A 25,496-nucleotide genomic window follows, 5' to 3' on the forward strand; every position below is an offset into this window, starting at 1 on the left:
CGGCGTGTGGCCCGTACCCTGGTACGCCACATGGCCCACACTGCCCTCGTTGACCTCGTTGGTCGCGTCCTGGCCGGGCGCTACCGCCTCCTCGCCCCCGTAGGAGCCGGCGGGAGCGGCCGTGTCTACCTGGCCGACGACGTCCGCTTGCGGCGCCGCGTCGCGGTCAAGGTCCTGCACAGCGGGCTCGCCGAGGACGCCGGCTTCCTCCGCCGCTTCCGGGCCGAAGCCCAGATCGCGGCGGCGCTGCACCACCCGCACGTGATGGCCGTCTACGACTGGGGCGAAGACGAAGGCGTGCCCTTCATGGCGCTCGAGCTCCTGAAAGGTGGGTCGCTGCGGGGCCTGCTCGACTCGGGCGCCCGCCTGACGCCCGAGCAGTCCGCCCACATCGGCCGTCAGGTGGCCGCCGCGCTGCGCTACGCGCACACGCGCGGTCTGGTGCATCGCGACGTGAAGCCCGCCAACCTGTTGTTCGACGAGCACGGCATCGTGCGCGTGGCCGACTTCGGGCTGGCCCGCGCGCTCGCGGAAGCCTCGTGGACGGAACCGAGCGGCACCATGCTGGGCACCGCCCGTTATGCGGCGCCCGAGCAGGCCGAAGAGGGTCGCCTCGACGGGCGCGCCGACCTCTACGCGCTCGCGCTCGTGCTCGTCGAGGCGTGCACCGGGGTGGTTCCGGTCGTCGCGGACACCGCCTTCGGTACGATCCGGATGCGCGCCACTCGCGGCATCCAGCCTCCGCTGGAGCTCGGGCCGCTCGCGCACGTCCTCGCGCGCGCTGGCCGTCCCGATCCTGCCGAGCGCTACGCCGATGCGTCCGACATGGGCTCCGCGCTCGCGCGCGTCGCGCGACAACTTCCGCCGCCGGCGCCGTTGCCGATCGCCGGGCTCGGCGAGGGTCTCGACGACATCGACCCCACGCGGATCGGGCGCTCCCGCCGCGGCGTGAGCAGCGGCGACTCGTCGACCGACGACACCGTGTCTGAGTCGGCGGCGCCGCTGGAGATCATCGGCGCCGAGTCGCGCCACGCCGTGATGCGCCGCAGCGCGATCCCGGTGCTTGTCGGCCTCGCGATCGCCTCCATGTTGATCGCGCCGGTCGCGCTCTTCCTGTCCACCGGTGGGGCGACTGCTGCGGTGCCGAGCTTGGTCGGCCTCGACCGCACGACCGCTGCCCGCGATGCCACCGACGCGGGCTTGCTCATGAAGATCGTCGAACGGCGTACGTCCGAGGACCCTCGAGGGCTCGTGATCGAGCAACGGCCGGGTCCGGGTGCCTTCCTCACCGAGGGCGACGAGATCACGGTCGTCGTGTCGCGTGGACCGCCACCCATCGCGCTGCCCGACGTCGCCGGGAAGCCGGTTGCCGAGGCCCAAGCCACGCTCGAGCAGGCTGGCTTCGTGGTCTCGATCGCGCGCGAGTTCAACGAGTTCGTGGCCAAGGACATCGCGCTCGGCACGACTCCGGTCGCCGGCAAGAAGGCGCGACCCGAGTCGACGATCACGCTCGTCGTGAGCGACGGTCCGAAGCCGGTGCCGGTGCCCGACGTCGCGGGGAAGACGTACGACGAGGCGGTGGCGATCCTCGCCTCCGCACGCCTCGGCGCGGCGCGCGAGGACGTTTTCAGCGACACGGTGGCGGCGGGCGTCGTCATGGGTACCAAGCCGGCGGTCGGCCAGCCCGCGGCGCGCGACTCCGTGGTCACGATCGTGGTGAGCAAGGGCCCCCAGATGGTGGAGGTGCCCAACGTCGTGGGCATGACGGTCGAGGCTGCGAGCGCGGCGCTGCGCGACCTCGGACTCAGCCCCGACGTCGAGAACTACTCCCCGGGTGCCACCGTGCGCGCCCAGGCCCCGCTTGGCGGCACGGTCGTGAAGATCGGGTCCAAGGTCACCCTCTTCCTATGAGCCGCAGGGTACCTACGGCGCGGGCGTTCGCCTCGGTAGCCCGCGTACGATCCGGCGTCGTCGGCTGAAGAAGGAAGAGCGCACATGGGAACGCTGGACGGTCGGGTCGCGATCATCACGGGGGCTGGGCGCGGGCTGGGGCGCGAGCACGCGCTGCTGTTCGCGAGCGAGGGTGCCAAGGTCGTGGTGAACGACCTCGGTGGCGACATCCACGGTGAGGGAGAGGATCGAGCGCCGGCGCAGCAGGTGGCCGACGAGATCCATGCCATGGGTGGCGAAGCCGTCGCGAACACCGACAGCGTCTCCGACTGGGACGGCGCCAAGCGCCTCGTCGACCTCGCCATCGAGACGTTCGGCGATCTCCACGTGCTCGTGAACAATGCCGGCATCCTGCGCGACCGGATGCTCGTCAACATGACCGCCGAGGACTGGGACTCGGTCATCGAAGTGCACCTCCGCGGCCACTTCTGCCCGACGCGGCATGCCGCTGCGTACTGGCGCGAGCAGGTCAAGGCCGAGAAGACGGTCAACGCTGCCATCGTGAACACGTCGTCCACGTCGGGCGTGCTGGGGAACGCGGGTCAGACGAACTACGGCGCGGCCAAGGCCGGTATTGCCACGTTCTCGTCGATCTGCGCGATGGAGCTCCGGCGCTATGGCGTGCGTTCGAACTCGATCACTCCGATGGCGCGCACCCGCCTCACCGAGCAAACACCAGGCATGGAAGACATGGTGAAGGCACCGACCGACGCGTCGAAGTTCGACATGTGGGACCCGGCCAACGTGTCGCCGATGGTCGCGTACCTCTCGACGGCCGACTGTCCCTTCACCGGCGAGACGTTCTTCGTGGAAGGCGACCGGGTCGCGCGCTACCAGTCGTATTCGATCGCCGAGAAGATCACGAACAACGGTGAGCGTTGGAGTGTGGAGCAGCTGGCGAAGGCGGCGAAGGGGCTCGAGCCCAAGAAGCGGCGCGGAGGTCCCGACGAGATCGGTGTCGCCCTGAAAGACTGACGGGGACGGGGCGCTCCGAGCGTCCCATGTTGGGGGGCGAGATGAACCTGTTCCAGAACACGCCCGACTTCCTGCTGATCTTGGTCGGGGTCCTGGTCCTGGTCGCAACGATCTTGATCCTCGCGTCCGGCCGCCGCGACGAGGACACCGGTGGGACTCGCACGCAGACGCGCTACGTCGGGGCCATTGGCATCATCACACTCTTCGTGGCTCTCGTGGCGTTCTACAACGTGGTTCGGGGGCTCACGGGGTTCATCGTGGACGGCCATGACGACAACTCGATCTACCGTCACGCGCTCGAGAACGGCCTGCTGCTGATCGCGGCGGGCGTGGTCTTCATGTTCCACTACCAACGCTGTACTGCGCTCGCGCCGGCGGGCAAGGTGGCTCGCGGTGCGACCGGCGCGGTCGCACGCGCGACGCACTACAGCGTGTGCTTCGTCGCCGCGGTCATCGCGCTCGTGGCGGCGTCGAAGGCGGTCTATGGCATCTTCCAGATCATCGCCCCTGGCGTGTTCGGAGGGGGAGACGGCATCAACGCGGTGCCGCCCGGTGGAGATCTGCCACCCGCACTCGAAGAGTTCTCGGGCGAGTTCTTCGATCTGGGCGGCGGTGGCGGCGATGTCGCGCGCCAGCAGGGCATTGCGGACCTCCTGTCGTACGGGTCGCTGGCGCTCGCGTCGGTGCTGATCTTCCTGCGCAGCTGGAACTGGCTGCCCGAGCACCGCTAGTCATCGGTCGACAAGACGCGGCACCGCAGCGACCGGAGGGAGCGGAGGTGCTCGCCAGGGAGTGAGCGGCTGTGGGCCGGGTATCCCGGCACACAGCGAACGACCGAAGCTAGGCCGTGATCCCCTGAATCGCTTCGAGGAGCGCCACGTTCGCCGCGGTCGGGTTGCCGGCCGCTTGCGTGGCCATGATCTTGGCGAGATCACCCTGGATGCGCAGCTTGCCGGCCATGAACGCCTGCATCGCGGCGCTCGGATCGCCCGACGTGAACATCTCCTTGGCCGTCTCGTAGTCCGTGGTGACGATCGCGTCGCCGTCGGGCGCGTGACCGATGCCGACGTGGCCGCGCCCGCCGCGCGACGACATGTGCAGATGACGTTCGGCACCAAACGGCGTGTCGGTGACGACGACGTTGGTGACGAGATCGACGTTGGCGGGCCCCTCGGCGCCGTGCTCTTCGAACAGCTTCTCGACCACTGCGAACCACTCGTCGGACAGGAAGGCGTGCTTTGTCACCCAACTCCTCCGTATCGCCGCGCGACCGGATCGTAGACTCGCCACCGTGACGTCCCGGATCACGCGAGCAGACGCTGAGCACGTGGCCAGGTTGGCTCGCCTCGCACTCGGCGATGACGAGATCGAGCGCTTCATCGGCGAGCTCGCGGGCATCCTCGAGCACGCCGAGGATCTTGCCGCGCTGGATCTCGACGGCGTACCGCCGACCGCGCACCCCTTCCCACTCGTGAACGTGCTGCGCGCCGACGAGGTCGGGTCCACGCTCGACCGCGACGAGGTTCTCGGCGAGGCGCCCGCGACTGAAGACGGCCGGTTCCGAGTCCCTCGCATCCTCGACGCCCCGTGACAGCGACCGCCATCGACATCGCGGCCGACGTGCGGGCGCGTCGCCGTTCCGCCCGCGAAGTGGTCGACGAGCACCTCGCTGAGATCGAGACTCGCGAACGTGCGATCCACGCGTTCAACACGGTGCTCGCCGATGAAGCGCGCGCCGCAGCCGATGCGGTCGATGCCACCGTCGCCGCGGGTGACGATCCGGGACCGCTCGCAGGTGTGCCGGTCGCGCTCAAGGACAACATGTGCACGCGCGGCATCCCGACGACGTGCGGGTCTCGCATCCTGGAGGGTTGGCGACCGCCGTACGACGCGACCGTCGTCGAACGCCTCCGTGCCGCCGGCGCGGTTGCCGTCGGCAAGACCAACCTCGACGAGTTCGCGATGGGGTCCTCGACCGAGAACTCGGCCTTCGGCCCGACCGTGAATCCCCGCGACACGACACGGGTGCCCGGCGGCTCGAGTGGTGGGTCGGCCGCCGCGGTGGCTGCTGGTTTCGCGCCGATCTCGCTGGGATCCGACACCGGCGGCTCGATCCGTCAGCCGGCGGCGATGTGCGGTGTGGTGGGGGTCAAGCCCACGTATGGGCGCGTGTCTCGCTACGGGCTCGTCGCGTTCGCGAGCAGCCTCGACCAGATCGGTCCGTTCGCCACCACGGTGGCCGATGCTGCGACCGTGCTCGAGGTGATCGGGGGCCCCGACCCCAGGGACTCCACGTGCATCCCCGACGAACCACCTTCCTTCGTCGACGCGCTGAGCACCGGCATCGAGGGCGTGCGCGTTGGCATCGTCGAAGAGCTCACCGATGCTGACGGCGTGGAGCCCGAGGTTCGCAGCGCGGTCGAGCGGGCCGCGGCGGCGCTCGAAGCTGCGGGTGCGACCGTAGACCGCGTCTCCGTACCCAGCACGGTCTACGGGATCTCCGCTTATTACATGATCGCCCCCGCCGAAGCCTCTTCGAACCTTGCTCGCTACGACGGTGTGCGTTACGGCTTGCGGGTCGATGCCGAAGATGCCGGGACCATGAACTCACTCACACGCGCCGCTGGCTTCGGTGCGGAGGTCAAGCGCCGCATCATGCTCGGCACGTACGCGCTCTCCGCCGGCTACTTCGACGCCTACTACGGCCGCGCGCAGCGAGTGCGTACGCTCATCATCCGCGACTTCGCGCGGGTCTTCGAGTCGCACAACGTCTTGCTCGCACCGACGGCGCCAACCGTGGCGTTCAAGATCGGAGAGAAGGCCGCGGATCCGCTTGCGATGTACCTGTCGGATGTGTGCACCGTACCGAGCAGTCTCGCCGGGCACGCCGCGATGAGCGTTCCGTTCGGCTCGGGCATTGACGACCTGCCGGTGGGCGTACAGGTGCTCGCGCCGGCGCTCGCCGAGGTCGTGATGCTGCGGGTGGCTCAGGCGTTGGAGTCGGCGCGTTGATGTGCGTCGAGCAAGTCCGAGCAGAACCAACGCAGGGCGTTGTTCAGCACGTCAGCCGCTTCCCACTGCACGAAGTGTCCACAACGCTGGAGCACGAACGGACCGATGCAGTTGGTGAAGGCGACGCGACACCGGTCGGGGAACGTCGGCGCCAGCACGTGGTCGTCGGGTCCGTACAACGCGAGTGTCGGCACATCGGTGGGCTCGAACAGGCACGGGATGTCTTCGAGGTCCCGGTTCCCGAACGCGGTCTCGTACGCACCCCACGACACGCGCAGCTTCTCGGGGTCGGCGAACGGCTCGCTCATGAAGTCGACGTCGGCTTGCGTGAAGTGGCCAGGAGCGGCCCACAGGCGTGCTCCGTACATCGCCGCTACCCACGCGCGGCGGCGCTCCGGCGTGTCGAGCTCCTTGATCAGGTTGTCGCCATCGGTCCCCTGACGGCGGAAGTAGTCGGCGGTCTGGCGTGTGGCGTGAGGCTCGTCGGGCGGGATGCCGGCCGCTTCGTAGAGCTCGGGGCGCAGCGGAACGATGGTGTTGAAGAAGCACATGCGCGGCACGAAGCCGGGGTTGCGCATCGCCACGTCGTAGACGACGCATCCGCCGAGGTCACCACCCACCACCACGCAATGTTCGTGCCCGAGCACGTCGTGGGCGAGCGCGTACATGTCCAGGCCGTATGCGGCGACGTCATAGAAGCCGTCGGGCGCGAGGCCGGAGTCGCCGAAGCCGCGCAGGTCGGGTGCGATGACCTCGAAGCCAGCGTCCGCGAGTGGGCCGATGTTGCGCCACCAGATGCGCTTGGTCTCGGGGTACCCGTGCACGAGGAGGATGGGGAACCCACCAACCCCTTCGTGTACGAACGCGAGCTCCGTTCCGTTGCGCACCTCTTCGCGCCGGATTGTGAACGCGTTCGGATCGGGGGTGTCGCTCATGGCTGCTGAGTCTGGCACGACGTATGAAGCGGTGATCGGGCTCGAGTCGCACGTAGAGCTGTTGACGAAGACGAAGCTGTTCTGCGGGTGTCCGAGCGAGTTCGGCTCGGAGCCGAACACCAACGTGTGCCCGGTGTGCCTTGGTCTGCCTGGTTCGCTCCCCGTGCTCAACGAGCGCGCCGTCGAGCTCGCGCTGCGCCTCGCCGAGGCACTGGAGTTCGATGTTCCCGAGCGCTCGGTCTTCGCGCGGAAGAACTACTTCTATCCGGATATGCCGAAGGACTTTCAGATCAGCCAGTACGAAGCACCGATCCTCGCCGACGGCCGACTCGAGGTCGACGGCGCGGTCGTGGGAATCGAACGGGCGCACCTCGAAGAGGACACCGGGAAGACGATGCACGTGGGCGGCGGCGGCCGCATCCACGAGGCTTCGCACTCGCTCGTCGACTACAACCGCGCCGGCGTACCGCTCATGGAGATCGTGAGTCGTCCCGACATCCGCTCGGCGGAGCAAGCGCGTGCGTACATCACGGAGCTGCGCGCGGTGCTGCGGGCAATCGGCCTCTCCGATGTGAAGATGGAAGAGGGGTCGATGCGGGTCGACGCCAACGTCTCGCTGCGCCCGACTGGGTCAACCGAACTCGGCACCAAGGTCGAGATCAAGAACATGAACTCGCTGCGCTCGCTCGGGCGGGCGATCGAGCACGAGATCGGACGCCAGGCCGAACTGTTGGACGCGGGCGAGCGTATCGCCCAGGAAACCCGGCACTGGGACGAGAGCGACGGCCGGACCCACGGCATGCGCTCGAAGGAGGGTTCGAGCGACTACCGCTACTTCCCCGAGCCCGACCTGCTGCCGGTAGAGCCGACCGCCGAGCAGCGCGCACGGGCGGCGCAGGACGTCAGCGGGACCAATCTCCCGAGCCAAGACCGAGCCAAGCTGGTCGAGCTCGGCATCTCTGAACAAGGTGCGCGCACGCTGGTGGGTGCCGGGTTGGCCACACACACCACAACGGCTGTCGTGAATCTCACCGGCGGCGAAGCTCGAGATGTCGAGAACTTGGAGCTCGGCCCGGTGCTCGCGCATATCAACGAGACCGGCGAGTCGCCGACTGAGCTTCGTCTCACCGGGGAAGGCACCGCCGAGCTCGTCGACTTGGTCGCCGCCGGCTCGATCTCACGAAACCAAGCCAAAGAAGTTGCTGCCGTCTCCCTCAGCACCGGCCAACGCCCGGAGCAAGTAGTGGAGGAGCGGGGCCTGGCGCAGGTGAGCGACGAGTCCGAGCTCTCCACCGTCATCGACGAGATCATCGATGCCAACCCGAAAGAAGCGGATGCCTACCGGGCTGGGGACGAGAAGGCGCGCAAGAAGCTCCAGGGCTTCTTCATCGGGAAGGCAATGCAGGCAACGAAGGGCCAGGCGAACGGCAAGGTCCTCCAACGCCTCCTCGACACCCGCCTCGGAGGCTGATGAGGCGGGGAGGGCCTGCCCTCCCGGCCTACGCCAGCACGACCGAGTTCGCGCCTTCGACGTCGGCGAGGTGGAACCAGGACATGCCGTCATCGCCGGAGGCGAACACCGCGCCGCCGGCATCGACGAGCACCGCGTCTTCTCCCGCGGCGTCGAGGCAGCCGGTGTCGACGTTGCCCGCGAGCCAGCCGGGGAGGCCGTCGAGGCATTGCTCGAGCGGCTCGTCCCCGCCGAGGATCCACCGATAGACCGCGCCCGTGGTCGAGAACGGGCCGTCCGACACCGTGACCAACGCGGCCTCGTTCGTGAACGCCACGGCGCGGGCGTACGTGGCGTGCAAGCCGTCGGTGATCACGTGCCACGCCACGCCACCGTCGGTGCTCTTGGCAAAGCCAACCGCCGCGGCTGCAAGCACGAGGGCCGGGTCGGTCGGGTGGGCGCGGACCTCGTGCACGTCGGCGTCGGGATCGATCGTCGGCGACCACGTCGCCCCGGCATCGGTGGAACGCGGGATGCCGCCGACGTGCACATTGGCGAGCACCGCGCCGGCGTCGGCCGTCGCAGTGAGGGAGCGCACGTAGGGCACTCCGCTCGGGACGGCGTGCCAGTCCTCGCGTCCGTCGATGGAGTCGAAGCCGGCCAGGGGCATGACCGAGTCGCTGTCTACGCGTAGCAACTGGCCATCAGTGGTCCCGGCGAGCACCCCGCCTTGAAACGGCAGCAGGCACGTGAGGTTGGCGTCGGCCTGCGCGATCTCATCCCATGAACCGTCCTCGAGGCGGCGCAACAGGCAGGTCCTGTCGGCAATCGCCCAACACCCGTCAGCGGTGCGGACGAGCCGTGCGACCGCGGCATCGTCGAGCTCAGGGCGCGCTGTGCCATCCGCGTCGAGCATCGTGATGCCCTCGTCGGTGGCAACCAGTGCGAACACCACGAGGTGAGAGTAACCCCGGCCGGTACGATCCCCTCCATGGCCGACATCAAGCCCCGTAGCCGTGATGTGACCGACGGAATCGAGACGGCCGGTTCGCGCGCCATGCTGCGCGCGGTCGGCATGACCGACGACGACTGGGGGAAGGCACAAGTCGGCGTCGCCTCCAGCTGGAACGAGGTCACGCCCTGCAACATGGCGCTGGACCGGCTGGCGAAGAAGGCCAAGGACGGCGTGCGCGAGGCGGGCGGGTTCCCGCTCGAGTTCGTGACGATCGCGATCAGCGACGGGATCTCGATGGGGCACGAGGGCATGCGCGGATCGCTCCCGTCGCGCGAGATCATCGCCGACTCGGTGGAGTGCGTGATGCACTCGGAGCGTCTCGACGCGCTGGTCACGTTCGCCGGGTGCGACAAGAGCCTGCCCGGCATGCTCATGGCCGCGGCCCGCCTCAACCTCCCCTCGGTCTTCTTGTACGGCGGCACGATCCTGCCGGGCCAGCACAAGGATCGGGAGATCTCCGTCGTGGACGTGTTCGAAGGCATCGGCGCGTGCGCCGCCGGCACGCTCTCGGAGAACGAGCTCGGCGAGATCGAGATGGCCGCGTGCCCGACGATCGGCTCCTGCGCCGGGATGTTCACCGCCAACACGATGGCGGCGGCCGCCGAAGCGCTCGGCATGTCATTGCCCGGAAGCTCGGCCGCGCCCGCGGTCGACGGTCGGCGCGACGACTTCGCGTTCGAGAGCGGACGCGCGGTCATGGGTCTGCTCGAGGCGGGGATCCGGCCGCGCCAGATCCTCACGAAGGAGGCGTTCGAGAACGCCATCGCCATCGGCATGGCGCTCGGCGGCTCCACGAACCTCGTGCTGCACCTTCTCGCGATCGCCTTCGAGGCAGGGGTGGAGCTCGAGCTCGACGACTTCAACCGGGTGGGGGCCAGGGTCCCGCACATCGCTGACATGAAGCCGCACGGCAAGTACCACATGACCGACCTCGACCGAGTGGGGGGCGTGCAGGTCGTGTTGCGCGAGCTGCTCGATGCCGGCTTGCTCCATGGAGACTGCCTGACGGTCACCGGCCGGACGATGGCCGAGAACCTCGCGGCGCTCGATCCTGCCGCGCCCGACGGCGAGGTCGTGCACCCGTTGTCGGCACCGATCCACACCCACGGTGGGATCGCGATCCTCACCGGCTCGCTCGCGCCGAAGGGCAGCGTGGTGAAGGTGGCCGGGCTGGATGCGCTCAGATTTGAAGGACGCGCCCGCGTGTTCGACGGCGAAGACCTTGCGATGGAGGCCGTCCTCGCCCGCAAGATCGAGGCGGGCGACATCGTGGTGATCCGCTACGAGGGCCCGAAGGGTGGGCCCGGCATGCGGGAGATGCTCGCCATCACCGGCGCGATGAAAGGTGTCGGCCGCGGTGCCGACGCTGCGCTCGTGACCGACGGTCGCTTCTCTGGCGGCACGCACGGCTTCTGCGTGGGGCACGTTGCGCCTGAGACCGTCGACGGTGGCCCGATCGCGTTCGTCGCAGAAGGCGACCGCATCGTGATCGACGCCGAGAAGCACACGATCGACCTCATGGTCGACGACGCCACGATCGCGAAGCGACGCGCCGACTGGAAGCCGATGGAGCCGCGCTACACGAGTGGCTTCCTCGCCAAGTACGCGCGCCTGGCGCAGGGCGCCGAGACAGGCGCGATCACGAACGTCTTCTAGGCCTTCGTGCCCGAGCTCCTCGAGGTCGAGGCCGCGCGAGCACTCGTCGAGGAGCGCGCCCTCGGGCGACCGATCGCGAAGGTCGATGCTCCCGACACCTGGTACTTGAAGCGCGGGCTCACGCCCCGTGCCGTGCGCAAGGCGCTCCCGGGTCGCCGGCTGACCACGGCACGACGTCGCGGAAAGCTCATGCTCGTCGACACCGACGACGGCGCCGGCCCGGTGATCGGGCTGCACCTCGGGATGAGCGGCCGCGTGCTGATCGACGGCGAAGCTGCGGGCGACCCGCTCCTCTACGCGAGCAACCGAGAGGTCACGCAATGGCATCGCTTCACGCTCGAGTTCGCCGATGGTGGCCGTCTGGCGATGCGCGACCCGCGTCGCCTCGGCGCGGTCGAGCTCGATCCTGACGAGGACCGGCTGGGCATCGACGCGCTCGAGCTCACGCTGCCGTACCTGCAGGCGATCGTGTCGCGCAGCAGGGCACCGCTGAAGGCGGTGCTCATGGATCAGTCAAGGATCGCCGGGTTGGGGAACCTGCTCGTCGACGAGGCGCTCTGGCGCGCCGGTCTCGACCCCGCTCGTCCCGCCGAGTCGCTCGACGCGGGCGAGCAGGTGCGGCTGCGCCGCGCGATCGCCAACACGCTGCGGGTGCTCGGTCGCCGCGGGGGCTCGCACACCGGCGACCACATGGCCTCACGCGTGCCCGGCGGTCATTGCCCGAAGGACGGCGCGCCCCTCGAACGACGAACCGTGGGCGGTCGCACCACCTACTCCTGTCCGGTCCACCAGGTGTGATCTCTTTATTTGACCAAATAGGGGAAGCTGTTCAGGCCAAGGCGGTGAGCGTGGGGGCGATCGGAGCGCTGTGGCCGTCGAGGCAGATGCGGTCGCGTCCGGCGTTCTTCGCGGCGAAGAGCGCCTTGTCGGCCCGCTGGACCAGATCTTCGAAGTCGCTGGCGTCGGCGGAGTGCGCGATGCCGAAGCTGCACGTGAACGACGCAGCGTCGCCGCCGCCTGTGCTCTTCGCCAAGGCATCACGCACGCGCTCGACGACCTCGACCGCCTCGGGCACGTCGAGGCCAGGCAGCACGATCGCGAACTCCTCGCCGCCGTAGCGACACGCCAAGTCTTCGCCCCGAAGCTCCGTGCGCAGCGTCTCGGCGAACACCCGAAGTGCCCGGTCGCCGGCCTCGTGGCCGCGCGCGTCGTTGAGGGTCTTGAAGTGATCGAGATCGGCCATGACGAACGCGACATCCGTCCGTGCGGCGCGCAGCTGCCGCACCCGGTTCTCGAGGCTGCGGCGGTTGATCAACCCGGTGAGCCCGTCGGTCGACGCCTGCACCTGGGTCTCGGCCATCACGCGCAGCATGCCCAGCCGGTTGCCGGACTGGTTTGCCACCGACTGGAGCGCGGCGACCTCCTGTTCGGCGAGTGGCTCGTCGACCGGTCCGACCGTGTGCATCACGCCGACCGTGCGGCCCATGATCGAGACAGGGATGCACACGCCCGAGCAGCGCCCGCGGTCGCGGCCGCGGAGCAGCGGGCACGCATCGAGATCCTCGCTGTCACTGAAGACTTGCGTCTGTGCACGTCGCGCCGCAACGCACTCGTCGGGCGAGCTGACGCCGCAGCCGGGCGCATCTTCATGCGACGACACGACGACGCGGTCGAGGTGGGCATGGCTGTTGTCGGCGAGGAGCAGCTCGATCGGCCGTTCACCGACGACGTCACGCATGGCGCGGTCGATGACATCGAACGCAGCGACCTCGTCGTCGGCCATCTCGAGTGCACGTGCAAGACGGCTGCTGAACTCGCGGCGGCGGGCGTCGGTCTCCATCACGCGCTCGCGCACGACGGTCTCGACGCTCATCAGGTTGCCGCGTCGCCTCGTCACGATTGCGACGACCGCGAGCATCGGCAGCCCGACCAAGGTCCCGGCTACCCCAGTCGCGAGCGCCAACACCGGCACTCCGGCGTCCGGGAGGGCTGCGCTCGCGATGGCGCCACCACCCAGCGACGCGATCGCCATGATCACCGCAAGCGCCGGGACGGCACCCTTGATGCCTCGGCGCGTCAGCTCCTCGGCGTTCGCGCGGTCTTCGGCCGTAGCCAGTGCGTCGTATTTGATGCTCATGGCGTTCAGCCCAGCGCGGTGAGCGTGTGGGTGATCGGCGTGGCGTGGCCGTCGATGCAGGTGCGGTCGCGGCCGGCGTCCTTGGCGGCGAAGAGCGCACGGTCCGCGCGTTCCACGACGTCCTTGAGGTCGGCGGCATCACGAGAGTGCGCGATCCCGAAGCTCACGGTGAACGTCGGGGCGTCACCCCTGCCCGTTGCGTTGGCGAGCGCCAGCCGGATCCGTTCCACGACCTCGATGGCGTCGTGGGTCTCGGCATGGGGAAGCGCGAATGCGAACTCCTCACCGCCGTAGCGACACGCGAGGTCGTCGGCGCGCAGCTCTCGCTTCACGGTGTCGGCGAAGATCCGAAGCGCTCGGTCACCGGTCTCGTGCCCGTGCGAGTCGTTCAGCGACTTGAAGTGGTCGAGGTCGGCCATCACGAAGGTGAACTCGACACTGTCGTTGCCGAGGTGGCGGAGGCGGTTCTCGAGCGTCCGGCGGTTGATCAGCCCGGTCAGGCCGTCGGTCGCGGCCTGTACGTGCGTCTCCGCCATGATGCGGAGCATCCCGAGACGGTTGCCGGCGTAGTTGGCGAGCGTCTGCAGCGAGTGCACCGCGCTCTCTTCGAGCGGCCTCTCGGCCTCGCCCACGGCGTGGACGACGCCCACGGTGCGACCCATGATCGAGACGGGCAAGCACACAGCTGAGCAACGGCCTTGCGCGCGTCCACGCAGCATCGGGCACGCGTCGAGGTCTTCGCTGTCGTTGAAAACTTGCACCTGCGCGCGGCGGGCGGCGACGCAGTCGTCGGGCGAGGCGACCGGGCATCCCGGCTCGCTGGTGCCTTCCGGAAGGGACACGACGACGCGGTCGAGGTGCGCGTGGCTGTTGTCGGCGAGGAGGAGCTCCACGGGAGCGCTCGGCGCGATGTCGTGCATCGCCCGCTCGACGATGTCGAACGCGGAGGGCTCGTCGTCAGACATCTCCAGCGCGCGACCGAGACGAGTCTCGAAATCGCGCCGGTGGGCGTCAGCTCGCATCACGCGCTCCTGCGCGGCGTTCTGCGCACCGGCGTGCATGCCCTTGGCCTTGGCCATGCGGGAGATCAGGAAGAGCAGTGGGATCGCGAACGTCAACGCGAAAGCCGCGGTGACGAGGGCGCCGAGGAAGCCTTCGAGCGACGGGAAGATCAGCTGCGCGAGGCCGGCACCGATCAGGTTGGTGAGCCCGACCATGATGAAGCCGCCCACGCCGGTGCCACGGGAGGCATTCATGACGTCTTCGCGCGCGGCCGCCCGGTCGGCGTCCGTGATCACGATGTCCTGGTGCTCTCCCACGGCCTCACCTCGTGGTGTTGGCCCAATCCACGAAGATCATCGGCCTCCCCTCGGCCCGTCTGAAGTGCCTCAGGGCACGGGCGGAGACCCCGTCCAGGGCCCAAACCCCTTGCCTTCCGGTGAGGACTCGGGCAAACTGATCGTCCGATGCACATCGCCGACCTCCTCGTAGTCGTTATGTAGCGCACGCCCGCCTCCACGCGCGCGTGCGCTCTCCCGCCCCTTGCCACAGCGAGGGGCGTTTCATATCCCGACCCGTTTCGAGCGACCCAACCGAGAAAGCGGACCCGAGATGAAGCTCACCGGTGCCCAAGCCCTCATCAAGAGCCTCGAGCACGAGGCCGTGGAGGTCATGTTCGGCCTCCCGGGTGGGGCGATCCTGCCGGTGTACGACCCCCTGATCGACTCGTCGATCCGCCACATCCTCGTGCGCCACGAGCAAGGGGCTGGCCACATGGCCGAGGGGTACGCGCACGCGACCGGGCGCCCGGGCGTTGCGATGGTGACGAGCGGGCCGGCGGCCACGAACATCGTGACGCCGCTGTGCGACGCCTACATGGACTCGATCCCGATCGTGGTGATCACCGGCCAGGTGCCCTACGCGAACATCGGAACCGACGCGTTCCAGGAATGCGACACCGTCGGCATCACGATGCCGGTCACGAAGCACAACTGGCTCGTCACGGATGCGCAGGACATCCCGCGCATCGTGCGTGAAGCGTTCCACGTGGCGACGACCGGCCGACCTGGTCCGGTGCTCGTGGACGTGCCGAAGGACATCGCGAACCAGCAGATGGATTGGTACTGGCCCGACGGCGTGGACATGCCCGGGTACAAGCCGACGACGAAGGGTCACGCGAAGCAGATCAAGGACGCGGCGCGGCTCATGTCACAGTCACGCCGTCCGGTGATCTACGCGGGTGGCGGGATCCTCAAGGCGCGCGCCGCGGAAGTGCTGCGTGAGCTCGTCGAGCTCACCGGCTTTCCGGTGGTGACCACACTCATGGCGCGGGGTTCGTTCCCCGACGACCACGAGCTGTGTCTCGGGATGCCCGGCATGCACGGCAACTACACGGCGGTCACGTCCATGCAACAGGCCGACCTGCTCGTTGCGCTGGGGTCGCGCTTCGACGACCGCGTGACCGGCAAGGTCGGTGCCTTCGCGCCCGAAGCCAAGATCATCCATGTGGACATCGACCCGGCCGAGCTGGGCAAGGTGCGTCAGCCCGACGTCCCGATCGTGGGCGACTGCCGACAGGTCATCGAGGAGCTGGTGAAAGCGGTGTTGGCCGACAAGGCCAAGCACTCCGGCGACGACACCCAGTGGCCGTCGCTCGCTGAGTGGCAGACGCGACTTCGTGATTGGCAGCGCGACTTCCCGCTCGTCTACGACCAGCAGCCCGACGGTCCGCTCAAGCCGCAGTTCTGCGTGGACCAGCTGCGCGACCACACGCCCGACGACACGATCGTGGTTGCCGGCGTGGGCCAACACCAGATGTGGACGAGCCAGCGCTGGAAGTTCAACCACCCGTACACGTTCGTGAACTCCGGTGGCCTCGGCACGATGGGCTTCGCCGTGCCGGCTGCCATCGGGGCCAAGGTCGGGATGCCCGATCGCATGGTGTGGGCCGTGGACGGCGACGGCTGCTTCCAGATGACCGCGCAAGAGCTCGTGACCGCGAGCTCAGAGCGGATCCCCGTGAAGATCGCCATCCTCAACAACGCGTATCTCGGGATGGTGCGGCAGTGGCAGGAGCTCTTCTACGAGGAGCGCTACAGCGAGGTGTACCTGTCGCCGGACCTTCCTGACTACGTGATGTGGGCCGAGGCGATGGGCTGCGTGGGAATCCGCGTGGACTCGCCCGAGGAAGTGGAACCGGCGATCGACAAGGCTAATGACATCGACGATCGTCCGGTGGTCATCGACTTCCGTACCGACTACCGGGAGAAGGTGTACCCGATGGTCCCGGCCGGTCACTCGAACGACGAGATCATCCTCGATCCCGCGCACGATACGTACGGGGAGCGCTGACCGTGTCGAACCTTGGTGACATCCAACACCACATCTACTCGATCACGGTCGAGAACAAGTTCGGCGTGCTGAGTCGCGTTGCCGGCTTGTTCGCGCGGCGCGGCTTCAACATCGTCTCGCTGGCGGTGAGCCCGACCGAGGACGAGCGCTTCAGCCGCATGACGATCGTCGTGGACGCGGCGTCCGCGCCGCTTGAGCAGGTCACGAAACAGCTCCACAAGCTCATCCCCGTGATCAAGGTCATGGAGCTGCACCCGGACGACGCGGTCGAACGCGAGTTGATGCTCGTGACGGTGAAGGCCGAGTCGGAGACGCGCTCGCAGATCACCGAGCTGGCGTCGATTTTCGAGGCTCGCATCGAGGACGTCGGCTTCGAGTCGATCACGATTCAGGCCGCAGGGCGGCCAGACAAGCTCGACGCGATGACCGATCTGCTCACGCCGTTCGGCATCGTCGAGCTCCAGCGGACCGGCCGCATCGCGCTCCCCAAGCTCTCCCGGCGACCCCAGCGCTTGCGGGCCGTCAAGACCCGCGGGGTGTGACCGCCTCGACTGCCTCTCGGTTCCCGCTTCCCCCCGACCCGTTGCTCGTCCGACAGGAGCGTCTGACTGTGACCTGCGAGCGCAGAACATGACGGCAAGCCGCCCAGTGAGGTGATCCGTGATGGTGAGAACGGTTTGCTCTTCGAAGCCCGAGACGTGGGTGCGTTGCGCGACGCATTGGTCAGGCTCCTCTCGCTCCAGCAAGTGGAGCGCGAGCGCCTCGGGGCCGCTGCGGCGCGCACGGTTGCCGACCGTCATGACGCTGCGTCGTACATCGATGCCTACCGTCGCCGCCTCCCGGCCTTGGCTGAGGATCCCGACGTACCGCTCGCTGACGTGTTGCTCAGTCGAGCCGGATGACGATGCTGGCGTAACCTGTTGCCCACCATCACCACGAGAGGAACGTTCCGACATGCCCGCGACCATCTACTACGACGCCGACGCTGACCTCGCCTTGCTAGAGGGGCGCAAGGTCGCCGTCCTCGGATACGGCTCGCAAGGGCACGCGCACGCGCTGAACCTCAAGGAGTCGGGTGTCGACGTGCGTGTCGGCTTGCGTGAGGGATCGCGGTCGTGGGAGAAGGCGGAAGCCGCCGGATTCAAGGTGCTCGCGACCGCGGAGGCGTGCAAGGAAGCCGACGTGATCATGGTGCTCCTGCCCGACACCGAGCAGGCGCGCATCTACAAGGAGGACATCGAACCGAACCTCGACGACCGCGACTCGTTGGCCTTCGCGCACGGGTTCAACATCCACTTCGGGCAGATCAAGCCGCCGAAGGGTGTCGACGTGTGGATGATCGCGCCGAAGGGACCCGGTCATCTCGTACGGCGCACCTTCGAAGAGGGCGGTGGCGTGCCGTCACTCGTGGCGGTGTCGGCCGACGAGACGGGCAAGGCGAAGCAGACCGCGCTGGCCTATGCCAAGGCCCTCGGCGCGACGCGGGCCGGTGTGCTCGACACCACGTTCGAGGAGGAGACCGAGACGGATCTCTTCGGCGAGCAAGTGGTGCTCTGCGGTGGGCTCACCGAGCTGATCAAGGCGAGCTACGAGACGCTCGTGCGCGCTGGCTACCAGCCCGAGTCGGCGTACTTCGAGACGCTGCACGAGGTGAAGCTCATCGTGGACCTCATCTACGAGGGCGGCATCGCGAACATGCGCTACTCAATCTCGGACACGGCCGAGTACGGCGACATGACCCGCGGTCCCCGCATCATCACCGACGAGACCCGCGCCGAGATGCAGCGCATCCTCGACGAGATCCAGAGCGGCAAGTTCGCGCAGGAGTGGATCCTCGAGAACCAGGCCGGGCGGCCGGTGTTCAACGCACTGCGGCGCGCATCGGCCGACCACCCGATCGAAGAGGTCGGCGAGCGCCTGCGTTCGATGATGCCGTGGATCGGTGCCGGCAAGGCCCGTCCACAAGACGTGTCCGGCGGGTAGATGGACGTCTAGGCAGGGCCGCTCTCTGCCCACGCCACCTCGAAGAGCGGGATCTCTTCGTCGAAACCTTTGAGCGCGAACGGTCCGCGAGCTTCGAACGCGAAGGTCTTGCCTCGGGCCAGCTCCCTGACGGCGGTCGACACGAGGATCGATCCTGCCGCCGCGCGATCACAAGCACGGGCGGCGAGCTGCACCGCCGCACCGAACAAGTCGTCGCGTTCGGTCACAGGTTCACCCGCGCTCAGTCCGATTCGCACATGGAGCGGGTGCTCGGCATCTCGGTTGTGATTCGCAAGGTTGCGCTGGACGGCGATCGCGCACTCGATCGCCGCGCTGGACGACGCAAACGCGGCCATGATCCCGTCGCCCGTGTGCTTGATCTCTGAGCCGTTCGCATGCGTGATCGCGTCTCGAACGATTTGGTCGTGCACGCGCAAGACGGTCATCGCCTCGGCATCGCCGAGCCGTTGCGTCATGTCGGTCGATCCGACGACGTCGGTGAACAGGATCGTGCGGAAGGCGGACGCAGTGGAGCCCTCACCGGCGGGATGGTCGGGAGGCCGTCCGAGGAACGCGTTCACCGTTTGACCTTCAACCGGGATGATCCGATTCGCCACCAGCCCGTGCGCCTCACGGTGCACCGTTTCGGCCGACTCTTGGTTCGGCGCCTCGACGAAGCAGAAGACTGCTCGATCCGCGGGGTCGAACCAATAGCTCAGGTAGTTGACGCCGTACTTCTCCTGCACGGCGAGATCCTGCGCGTGAGCCTCGGCGACCTCGTCTGGTGTGCCCTCGACATTGTCGTGGCGGTCCATGAAGTACGGCACCGTTACCTCCCGTTGGTGATCCGCAGAATACCGAGTTCAAGGTTGGGTATGGACGAACGGGTGAAACGCTCCGGCGCTGGTTGACGTTCGCGAGGCTGGTGCAAGCCTGGATCGACCTGAGGCGGGGCTCGGCATGGGTGGGGGGCAGGGATGACCGGATCCGAAGCGATCAGCGCGCTGTTGGCGCGCGTCGAGGCGCTCGAAACCGAGGTCCGTGCGCTGCGGCGCCCGCCCTCGATCTGTAGCGGTCAATAACCTCTGGACCGATGAACGACGTCCTGCTGACGATCGCGGCTGCGCTCGCGGGCTATCTCGTCGGCACGTTCCCGACTGCTGACCTCGTGACGCAGTTGGCCACCCGAGGGCGCGTGGACATCCGCGCCGCAGGCAGCGGCAATCCCGGCGGGCTCAACGCGATGAAGGTCGTCGGCGCGAAGTGGGGTGTCTTCGTCATCGTCGTCGACATCGTGAAAGGCGTGGTCGCGGGCTTGCTCGGCTGGTTGGTCGGCGATGAGTCGGGCGCGTATGCAGGGGCCACGGCCGGGATCGCGGGACACATCTTCCCGGTGTGGTCGCGCTTTCGGGGTGGCAAGGGTGTGGCGACGTCGGGTGGGGCGGTGCTCGTGGTGTTCCCCATCTACTTCCCGGTCGACGCGGCGGTTGCCGCCATCGGCGCGCTGTCCACGCACAACTCGGAGCGCGCGATCTGGATCAGCGCGCCGGTGTGGGTGGGTGCTGCGCTCGGGTGGTGGCTCGCCGACCTGCCGAACCTCTGGGGCCCGGAGCCGTCGGTGGGGTTGCCGATCTCGGCCGCAGTCGGGGCCGGCATGATCCTGGGCAAGTTCATCGCCGCCCGTCGACCGCCGATGCCTGCTCCCGCGTGATCGGACTCGTCACCGACTCCAGCTCGCAGCTGCCCGCGTCGCTGCGCGATCGCTTCGACGTGCAGGTCGTGCCACTCACGATCGTGATCGATGGCCAGGAGTACGCCGAAGGCGTCGACCTCGCCAGCGACGACTTCTACGCCCAGCTCGCGTCGGGCGCGCTGGTCACCACCGCGGCGCCGTCGCCGGGACGCATCCTCGAGGCGTGGGAATCAGCAGCTGCGCGAGGCGCGACTGAGATCCTCTCGATCCACATCGGCTCGAACACGTCCGCAACCGTAAACGCGGTGAAGGTCGCGGTGTCGATGATCGAGGTGCCGGTGCTCGTGCTCGACACCGGCACAGCCTCTTTCCCGGTCGCGTGCTGCGTGTGGGGCGCGGGCATGGTCATCGAACGGGGCGGCACGATCGACGAAGCAGCCTCGGTGGCTCGCGCGATCGCGGCGGAGGTCGGCAACGTGTTCATCGTCGGCGCCCTCGACCTGGCGCGGCGCGGCGGGCGGCTCGCGCCCGGCGTCGAGTCGTCAGGTCCGGTGCCAGTGCTCGCGCTCGACGGCGGGACCATGGAGGTTGTCGGCGAAGCGGCGGATCGAGACGCCGCGGTGTCTGCGATGGCCGACTACGTGCGTGACCGGGCCGGTGACCGTGTGCAGCGCGTCGGAGTAGGTCATGCCGGAGCACAGGACATCGCCGACGACCTCGCCGAAGCCTTGAGCTCCCTGCCGGTCGTGGGGGAGACCGTGCGGTACGAAGTCGGCCCGTCGGTTGGCGCGCACACCGGCCTCGGCACCGTGGGGTGCGTGTTCTTCCCCGACGACCTCGTGGGTTAGCGGTCCCGCGCGAGCAGATCGCGGATCTCGATGAGCACGTCCTTGTCGGTGGCCAGATCGTCGGCGTGGTCGTTGCGCCGCCAGGTGTTGAAGCCCTTCACCACGAGGTAGAGCCCGAAGCCGACGATCATGAAGTTGAGGAGGGTGGTGAGGAACGCGCCGTAACGGACCACCCCGTTGCCGATGTCGAAGCTGAGATCGTTGAAGTTGGGCTTGCCGGCGACCGCGCCGATGAGTGCGTTCAGCACGTCGTTCACGAAGCTGTTGAGCACCTTTGTGAACGCGACGCCGATCACGATGCCGACCGCGAGGTCGAGCATGTTGCCGCGATCGATGAACTCTTTGATCTCGCGTTCGATTCGCTGCTTCACCGGTGGTCTCCTTGATCGGGGACGGCCGGGTCAGCGTACGAACTTCGCGTCCTCGCCGGAGATCTCGGTACCGACGGCATCGGCTGCCTGCCCGAGGTCGAGCACCACCATGGTGGCGTTCGCCGTGACGCACGACCGGCCCTTGGCGTCGAGCACCACAGCCTCGGTCGTGATGCGCGTGTCGTCACTGCCCGTGACGCGCGCCTCCAGTCGGTAGGGCCGATCGACGCGCACGGGCCACGCGAAGCGAGCACTGGTCTCTTGCGTCACCGCGAACTTGCCCAGGATCGCGATCGTCGCCCACGCCATCGCCTCGTCGAGCAGCGCGAGCGTCGCGCCACCGTGCACATAGGTGGGTGCACCGGAGAACTCAGCTGGGAGCTCGAACTCGGCGAAGACCAGGTCCTGATCGTGGTCGTGGAAGAACGGGACGCGCAGTCCCCGCTCGTTGTCGGGATTGCACACGAAGCAACGACTGTCGAACCCGAACCTCGACGCGTCGAGCCGCTCGATCGTCACTTCCGCTTCACGAGCCAGCGCAGCTTCTCGGCCTTCTCGAAGGCGGCCTCGCCCGCGAGCTGACCGACCGACGTGGACACCGTCGGGTAGACGTGCATGAACGTGGCGAGCTCGCTCAGACCCACGCCTTCTTCGATGGCGAGCGCGAACTCGTGGATCATCTCGCCCGCGGCGGGCGCAAGGATGTGCGCACCGACGATCTTCTTCTTGTGCGTGATGACGATCACCGCGCCTTCGGTCGCGCCGTCGGCACGGGCCCGGTCGTTGTGCTCGAGATCCAGGCGCCACACCTCGGCGTCGCCCTTGAACTGCTCGCGGGCTTCGGCTTCGGTGAGGCCGGCGTGCGCGAGCTCGGGGTCGGTGAACGTGCACCACGGCACCGATGCGACCACCTTGCCCTTGCCGGGGAAGAACATGTCACGGACCGCGCGGACGCCCTCGTACGCCGCGGAATGGGTGAACAGGTAGCGGCCGGCGATGTCGCCAACTGCGTACACGGCGTCAACGCTCGTTCGACCGCGGTTGTCGACGACCACTCCCTTGGGTGTCGTCTTGATCCCGAGCTCTTCGAGCCCGAGGTTCTCGACGTTCGGCGCGCGCCCGACGGCGACGAGCAGCTCGTCGGCTTCCCACTTCGCCGGCTTGCCGTCCTCCGTGCCGTGCACCACTTTCTTGCCGCCCTCGACCGTGACCTTCTCGGTCTCGACGTTGAAGCGGAGGTCAACGCCCTCCTTGCGCAGCTTGTCGACGAGCAGGTCGACGAGCGCGGGCTCGTCCCTCGGCAGGATGCGCGGGCCCTTCTGGAGCAGCGTGACCGGGATGCCGAGCCGAGTGAAGCCCTGCACCATCTCCACCGCGATCGGGCCACCGCCGATGTTCACGAAGCTCGCCGGCGGGTCGGTGAGCTCGAAGAGATTCTCGCTCGTGACGTAGCCCGCTTCCTCGAGGCCGTCGATCTTGGGCACAACCGGGCGGCTGCCGGTCGAGAGCAGCACGTAGCGGGTCTCGAGCTCGCGGTCACCGTCGGCCGTCTTCACGACGACGGTGTTGGGACCGGCGATGCGGGCCGGCCCGTAGACGATGTCCATCCCGGTGGCCGTGAAGCGATCGGGGTTGTCGTCGGTGGCCGCGATCTGCTGCTGGATCGAGCGGATGCGCTCCCACACCTTCTTGCGGTCGACCTTCGGCTCGACCGCCTCCATGCCGTACTCGTCGGCCGTTCGCAGGTGGTGGGCAACCTTTCCCGACGCCAGGAGCGCCTTGCTCGGGACGCAGCCGGTCCACAAGCAGTCGCCACCGACACGACCCCGCTCGGCCACGGCCACCTTGAGATCGAGCGTGGCGGCGAACTCGGCGGCCACCATGCCGCCCGAGCCCATCCCCACGATGACGAGGTCGTACTTCATGCCACTCCCTTGGTCGCACTCGCTCGGCGGCCGGGATACCCGGCCGCCGCTCTCCTGCATGGCTCGCTCACTGCAGGCCGGGTGACCCGTCCCGCAGCCATTCGCTCGGTCGGGACGCTCGCCGCTCCCGCGAGCTCGCTCGCTTCGCTCGTTCGCCGCCCTGTCTAGCCTTCGCCGTGGGCGCTCGACACGGATGACTTCGAGTGATCCAGGTGGGGCTCGGGTGCGAACGAGGGGGCGTGACGGCCGTGACCGGCGCGAGGGCGACCTCGAGCGATTGGGAGCAGGTGATTCGGACGCGCCTCGTGGCCGGCGACGAGGCGGCGCTCGGGGAGATCTACGACCAGTTCTCGTCGTTCGTCTTCGGGCTCGCACAGCGAGTCATCGGCGACGCCCGTGCTGCCGAAGACGTGTCCCAGGAGGTGTTCCTGCACATGTGGGAGCACCCCGAGGCGTTCGAGCCCGGGCGCGGGTCCCTGCGCACCTGGCTGGGCACGCTCGCGCACCGCCGCGCCGTCGACCACGTACGGCGAGAGGAAGCGCGGCGCCGGCGCCAGCAGCGCGAGGCCGAGCGCCGTCCCACCTATATCCCCGATGTCGAGGAGATGGCGACCGCGATGGTGCGCGCCGAGCGTGTGCGCGACGCGCTGGATGTGTTGCCTGACGAGCAACGTCGTTGCATTCAGCTCGCGTACTTCGGTGGCAAGACGTACCGGCAGGTGGCCGAGGTGCTCGGCATCCCGGAGGGAACCGCGAAGTCACGACTCCGCCTTGGGCTGAAGCGGATCGCCGAGGCACTCGAACGCGATGGCTTGGAGCAATGGACATGACCGCACGACGAGACGACGCCGCAGTCGAGGAGCTGCTGGGCGCGTACGCGCTCGACGCGTGTGATCCCGACGAGGTGGCCGCAGTCGAGGCGCTCCTCGCGCGTCGACCCGATCTCGCAGCCGAAGCCACCGAGCTCGCGAACGCCGCCGTGTGGATCGGCGCGTCCGAAGCGCTGGAGGCTCCAAGCGGCCTGCGCGACTCGTTGTTCTCTCGCGCCCGCGCGCGGCGCGGTGACGAAGCGTTGGATCCGGCACTGCGCGTGTACACCGCGTCGACGGCGCGTCTTGAGGACACCATCGCAACGCTCGAGCCCGGCGACTTCGATGAGCCGACGCCGAACGGGCTGAACGCTCGCGACCTCGTCGTGCACCTTGCTGCGCAGGAGAGCCTGCTCGCGCAGGTGATCGACGCGTCGCCCGTGCCCGAGGTGACGAGCGAAGACGTGCCCACGCGCACGAGCGAGCTCATCGAGCACTTCGCCGACCGACCCATCGCTGACGCCCACGACGTGTGGCAGCGCTCGGTCGAGGCCACCCGCACGTGGGCCGCGGATCAGGCCAACCGCAGCGCCACGCTCCCGTGGCTCCAGTTCGACCTCCCGCGCGACAACCTCCTCGTGGCCAGGGCGTTCGAGAACTGGATCCACCGCGATGACCTGCGCCGCGCCATCGGGCGGAGCACGGAAGTGCCGCCGGCGGCCGAGCTCTTCGAGATGGCCGACCTGTCTGTGCGGACGATGCCGATGGCGCTGCTCGCCACCGGCCACTCGCGGCCCGGCAAGCTCGCACGCGTGGTGCTCACGGGCGCCGGCGGCGGCGACTGGCTCGTGCCCATGGGCGGCAAGGTGGAGGGCGGTGCCGCGCCCGACGTGACCGTCACGGCCGACGTCGTGGACTGGTGTCTGGTCGCCGGTGAGCGCCTCGACGCCGGTGCCCTCCCGCGCACCATCGAGGGTGACGACTCGCTGGCCGACGATCTCCTCGCCGCCGCCACCGCCTTCGCCACCCTCTAACCCCTTCTTTGGACGCCGGGTGACACCGAGCGTCACTTCGCGTCCAAAGAGGGGGGTTTACTCGGCGAGGTGCGCCTCGGCCTCCTTGATCTCGCCGACGATGCGGGTGATCTCGGAGTCGGCGTTGGCGGCGGGTGCGCTGGTGTGCTGCGTGAAGACGATGCCGCCGAGCTCTTCCTTGAGGTCCGAGATCTTTCGCTTGGTCTTCGCGTCGTCGACCTTCTCCTGACCGGCGGCGACGCCTTCCTTCGCCTTCTCGCCGACGGTCTTGGCTGCTTCCTTCGCCTTGTCCAGAATGCCCATCGCGGTTCCTCCTCCTTGCCTCGGTCGCTCGCCCGTGGGCCGGGATACC

Annotated in this window: 26 protein-coding genes; 16 read left to right on the top strand and 10 right to left on the bottom strand. The window is 68.3% G+C overall.

The features are described 5' to 3' along the window. The first annotated feature begins 30 nt into the window (after nucleotides 1-30). From WEE69_14245 to WEE69_14255, 3 genes are all read left to right on the top strand, one after another. Nucleotides 31-1,911 carry a PASTA domain-containing protein gene (locus WEE69_14245; protein ID MEX1146457.1) on the top strand — a complete coding sequence of 627 codons (1,881 nt, stop codon included), beginning with the start codon at nucleotides 31-33 and terminating at the stop codon, nucleotides 1,909-1,911. Between the two features lie 84 nt (nucleotides 1,912-1,995). Then, on the top strand, nucleotides 1,996-2,925 hold the full coding sequence (locus WEE69_14250) for an SDR family oxidoreductase (protein MEX1146458.1): 930 nt from the start codon (nucleotides 1,996-1,998) through the stop codon (nucleotides 2,923-2,925). 26 nt (nucleotides 2,926-2,951) lie between these two features. Beyond that, nucleotides 2,952-3,656: a hypothetical protein gene (locus WEE69_14255; GenBank protein MEX1146459.1), complete on the top strand. Its 705-nt coding sequence runs from the start codon at nucleotides 2,952-2,954 to the stop codon at nucleotides 3,654-3,656. A gap of 109 nt (nucleotides 3,657-3,765) precedes the next feature. Here the strand turns inward: WEE69_14255 and WEE69_14260 are convergent, their stop codons facing one another. Then, nucleotides 3,766-4,170: an SCP2 sterol-binding domain-containing protein gene (locus WEE69_14260; protein ID MEX1146460.1), complete on the bottom strand. Its 405-nt coding sequence runs from the start codon at nucleotides 4,168-4,170 to the stop codon at nucleotides 3,766-3,768. Nucleotides 4,171-4,216: 46 nt separating this feature from the next. Between WEE69_14260 and gatC the strand changes: the two genes are divergently transcribed. Both gatC and gatA read left to right on the top strand, forming a co-directional pair. Next, nucleotides 4,217-4,516 carry an Asp-tRNA(Asn)/Glu-tRNA(Gln) amidotransferase subunit GatC gene (gene gatC / locus WEE69_14265; protein MEX1146461.1) on the top strand — a complete coding sequence of 100 codons (300 nt, stop codon included), beginning with the start codon at nucleotides 4,217-4,219 and terminating at the stop codon, nucleotides 4,514-4,516. Next, nucleotides 4,513-5,937 (top strand): Asp-tRNA(Asn)/Glu-tRNA(Gln) amidotransferase subunit GatA, encoded by a 1,425-nt coding sequence (gene gatA / locus WEE69_14270; GenBank protein MEX1146462.1) that lies wholly within the window; start codon nucleotides 4,513-4,515, stop codon nucleotides 5,935-5,937. The genes gatC and gatA overlap by 4 nt, the downstream gene beginning before the upstream one ends. On the opposite strand, the gene WEE69_14275 is transcribed toward gatA, so the two are convergent. Beyond that, nucleotides 5,913-6,872 (bottom strand): alpha/beta hydrolase, encoded by a 960-nt coding sequence (locus WEE69_14275; protein ID MEX1146463.1) that lies wholly within the window; start codon nucleotides 6,870-6,872, stop codon nucleotides 5,913-5,915. The genes gatA and WEE69_14275 overlap by 25 nt on opposite strands. Here WEE69_14275 and gatB point away from each other — a divergent pair. Beyond that, on the top strand, nucleotides 6,871-8,343 hold the full coding sequence (gatB, locus tag WEE69_14280) for an Asp-tRNA(Asn)/Glu-tRNA(Gln) amidotransferase subunit GatB (protein MEX1146464.1): 1,473 nt from the start codon (nucleotides 6,871-6,873) through the stop codon (nucleotides 8,341-8,343). The genes WEE69_14275 and gatB overlap by 2 nt on opposite strands. 28 nt (nucleotides 8,344-8,371) lie before the next feature. On the opposite strand, the gene WEE69_14285 is transcribed toward gatB, so the two are convergent. Beyond that, nucleotides 8,372-9,277 carry a hypothetical protein gene (locus WEE69_14285; protein MEX1146465.1) on the bottom strand — a complete coding sequence of 302 codons (906 nt, stop codon included), beginning with the start codon at nucleotides 9,275-9,277 and terminating at the stop codon, nucleotides 8,372-8,374. 36 nt (nucleotides 9,278-9,313) lie between these two features. Here WEE69_14285 and ilvD point away from each other — a divergent pair, with 36 nt between their 5' ends. Next, nucleotides 9,314-10,993, top strand: a complete 1,680-nt coding sequence (gene ilvD, locus WEE69_14290) for a dihydroxy-acid dehydratase (GenBank protein MEX1146466.1) — start codon at nucleotides 9,314-9,316, stop codon at nucleotides 10,991-10,993. Between the two features lie 6 nt (nucleotides 10,994-10,999). Beyond that, nucleotides 11,000-11,791 carry a DNA-formamidopyrimidine glycosylase family protein gene (locus tag WEE69_14295; protein ID MEX1146467.1) on the top strand — a complete coding sequence of 264 codons (792 nt, stop codon included), beginning with the start codon at nucleotides 11,000-11,002 and terminating at the stop codon, nucleotides 11,789-11,791. A 31-nt stretch (nucleotides 11,792-11,822) separates the two neighbouring features. Here the strand turns inward: WEE69_14295 and WEE69_14300 are convergent, their stop codons facing one another. Together WEE69_14300 and WEE69_14305 are read right to left on the bottom strand one after the other, a co-directional pair. Then, complete coding sequence (locus WEE69_14300; GenBank protein ID MEX1146468.1) at nucleotides 11,823-13,130, bottom strand: sensor domain-containing diguanylate cyclase; 1,308 nt, start codon at nucleotides 13,128-13,130, stop codon at nucleotides 11,823-11,825. A gap of 5 nt (nucleotides 13,131-13,135) precedes the next feature. Continuing rightward, nucleotides 13,136-14,449: a sensor domain-containing diguanylate cyclase gene (locus WEE69_14305; protein MEX1146469.1), complete on the bottom strand. Its 1,314-nt coding sequence runs from the start codon at nucleotides 14,447-14,449 to the stop codon at nucleotides 13,136-13,138. Nucleotides 14,450-14,741: 292 nt separating this feature from the next. Between WEE69_14305 and WEE69_14310 the strand changes: the two genes are divergently transcribed. From WEE69_14310 to ilvC, 4 genes are all read left to right on the top strand, one after another. Continuing rightward, nucleotides 14,742-16,481: an acetolactate synthase large subunit gene (locus WEE69_14310; protein MEX1146470.1), complete on the top strand. Its 1,740-nt coding sequence runs from the start codon at nucleotides 14,742-14,744 to the stop codon at nucleotides 16,479-16,481. A 2-nt stretch (nucleotides 16,482-16,483) separates the two neighbouring features. Continuing rightward, entirely contained in the window at nucleotides 16,484-17,023 is a 540-nt protein-coding gene (gene ilvN / locus WEE69_14315) for an acetolactate synthase small subunit (protein MEX1146471.1), read from the top strand. 111 nt (nucleotides 17,024-17,134) lie between these two features. Next, entirely contained in the window at nucleotides 17,135-17,383 is a 249-nt protein-coding gene (locus tag WEE69_14320) for a hypothetical protein (GenBank protein MEX1146472.1), read from the top strand. Nucleotides 17,384-17,435: 52 nt separating this feature from the next. Next, complete coding sequence (gene ilvC, locus WEE69_14325) at nucleotides 17,436-18,464, top strand: ketol-acid reductoisomerase (GenBank protein MEX1146473.1); 1,029 nt, start codon at nucleotides 17,436-17,438, stop codon at nucleotides 18,462-18,464. 8 nt (nucleotides 18,465-18,472) lie between these two features. Here the strand turns inward: ilvC and WEE69_14330 are convergent, their stop codons facing one another. After that, the gene (locus tag WEE69_14330; GenBank protein ID MEX1146474.1) at nucleotides 18,473-19,291 is read right to left on the bottom strand and encodes a nickel-binding protein; all 819 of its coding nucleotides are present in this window, start codon (nucleotides 19,289-19,291) and stop codon (nucleotides 18,473-18,475) included. A 266-nt stretch (nucleotides 19,292-19,557) separates the two neighbouring features. Here WEE69_14330 and WEE69_14335 point away from each other — a divergent pair, with 266 nt between their 5' ends. After that, complete coding sequence (locus WEE69_14335) at nucleotides 19,558-20,175, top strand: glycerol-3-phosphate acyltransferase (GenBank protein ID MEX1146475.1); 618 nt, start codon at nucleotides 19,558-19,560, stop codon at nucleotides 20,173-20,175. Beyond that, nucleotides 20,172-21,005 carry a DegV family protein gene (locus WEE69_14340; GenBank protein ID MEX1146476.1) on the top strand — a complete coding sequence of 278 codons (834 nt, stop codon included), beginning with the start codon at nucleotides 20,172-20,174 and terminating at the stop codon, nucleotides 21,003-21,005. Before WEE69_14335 ends, WEE69_14340 begins: the two co-directional genes overlap by 4 nt. Here WEE69_14340 and mscL read toward each other — a convergent pair. The 3 genes from mscL to WEE69_14355 are packed head-to-tail and all read right to left on the bottom strand — an operon-like array spanning nucleotide 21,002 to nucleotide 23,301. Next, nucleotides 21,002-21,376 carry a large conductance mechanosensitive channel protein MscL gene (mscL, locus tag WEE69_14345; GenBank protein MEX1146477.1) on the bottom strand — a complete coding sequence of 125 codons (375 nt, stop codon included), beginning with the start codon at nucleotides 21,374-21,376 and terminating at the stop codon, nucleotides 21,002-21,004. The two genes, WEE69_14340 and mscL, sit on opposite strands and share 4 nt — an antisense overlap. A 30-nt stretch (nucleotides 21,377-21,406) precedes the next feature. Then, on the bottom strand, nucleotides 21,407-21,895 hold the full coding sequence (locus tag WEE69_14350; GenBank protein ID MEX1146478.1) for a PaaI family thioesterase: 489 nt from the start codon (nucleotides 21,893-21,895) through the stop codon (nucleotides 21,407-21,409). Next, a complete protein-coding gene (locus WEE69_14355) occupies nucleotides 21,892-23,301 on the bottom strand; it encodes an FAD-dependent oxidoreductase (GenBank protein MEX1146479.1) in 1,410 nt (469 codons plus the stop codon). Before WEE69_14355 ends, WEE69_14350 begins: the two co-directional genes overlap by 4 nt. A gap of 239 nt (nucleotides 23,302-23,540) precedes the next feature. Here WEE69_14355 and WEE69_14360 point away from each other — a divergent pair, with 239 nt between their 5' ends. Both WEE69_14360 and WEE69_14365 read left to right on the top strand, forming a co-directional pair. Next, nucleotides 23,541-24,131 carry a sigma-70 family RNA polymerase sigma factor gene (locus WEE69_14360; protein ID MEX1146480.1) on the top strand — a complete coding sequence of 197 codons (591 nt, stop codon included), beginning with the start codon at nucleotides 23,541-23,543 and terminating at the stop codon, nucleotides 24,129-24,131. Continuing rightward, on the top strand, nucleotides 24,128-25,144 hold the full coding sequence (locus WEE69_14365) for a maleylpyruvate isomerase family mycothiol-dependent enzyme (GenBank protein MEX1146481.1): 1,017 nt from the start codon (nucleotides 24,128-24,130) through the stop codon (nucleotides 25,142-25,144). Before WEE69_14360 ends, WEE69_14365 begins: the two co-directional genes overlap by 4 nt. Nucleotides 25,145-25,201: 57 nt before the next feature. Here the strand turns inward: WEE69_14365 and WEE69_14370 are convergent, their stop codons facing one another. Next, nucleotides 25,202-25,447: a hypothetical protein gene (locus WEE69_14370; GenBank protein ID MEX1146482.1), complete on the bottom strand. Its 246-nt coding sequence runs from the start codon at nucleotides 25,445-25,447 to the stop codon at nucleotides 25,202-25,204. Nucleotides 25,448-25,496: the final 49 nt, after the last annotated feature.

The organism is Acidimicrobiia bacterium, assembly GCA_040881685.1.
Classification (GTDB): Bacteria; Actinomycetota; Acidimicrobiia; order IMCC26256; family PALSA-555; genus SHVJ01.

Coding starts and splice junctions, on each gene's coding strand:
- WEE69_14245 (MEX1146457.1), top strand. CDS start 31: ATGGCCCACACTGCCCTCGTTGACCTCGTTGGTCGCGTCCTGGCCGGG.
- WEE69_14250 (MEX1146458.1), top strand. CDS start 1,996: ATGGGAACGCTGGACGGTCGGGTCGCGATCATCACGGGGGCTGGGCGC.
- WEE69_14255 (MEX1146459.1), top strand. CDS start 2,952: ATGTTGGGGGGCGAGATGAACCTGTTCCAGAACACGCCCGACTTCCTG.
- gatB (MEX1146464.1), top strand. CDS start 6,871: ATGGCTGCTGAGTCTGGCACGACGTATGAAGCGGTGATCGGGCTCGAG.
- WEE69_14275 (MEX1146463.1), bottom strand. CDS start 6,872: ATGAGCGACACCCCCGATCCGAACGCGTTCACAATCCGGCGCGAAGAG.
- ilvD (MEX1146466.1), top strand. CDS start 9,314: ATGGCCGACATCAAGCCCCGTAGCCGTGATGTGACCGACGGAATCGAG.
- WEE69_14300 (MEX1146468.1), bottom strand. CDS start 13,130: ATGAGCATCAAATACGACGCACTGGCTACGGCCGAAGACCGCGCGAAC.
- WEE69_14310 (MEX1146470.1), top strand. CDS start 14,742: ATGAAGCTCACCGGTGCCCAAGCCCTCATCAAGAGCCTCGAGCACGAG.
- ilvC (MEX1146473.1), top strand. CDS start 17,436: ATGCCCGCGACCATCTACTACGACGCCGACGCTGACCTCGCCTTGCTA.
- WEE69_14335 (MEX1146475.1), top strand. CDS start 19,558: ATGAACGACGTCCTGCTGACGATCGCGGCTGCGCTCGCGGGCTATCTC.
- WEE69_14355 (MEX1146479.1), bottom strand. CDS start 23,301: ATGAAGTACGACCTCGTCATCGTGGGGATGGGCTCGGGCGGCATGGTG.
- WEE69_14365 (MEX1146481.1), top strand. CDS start 24,128: ATGACCGCACGACGAGACGACGCCGCAGTCGAGGAGCTGCTGGGCGCG.
- WEE69_14370 (MEX1146482.1), bottom strand. CDS start 25,447: ATGGGCATTCTGGACAAGGCGAAGGAAGCAGCCAAGACCGTCGGCGAG.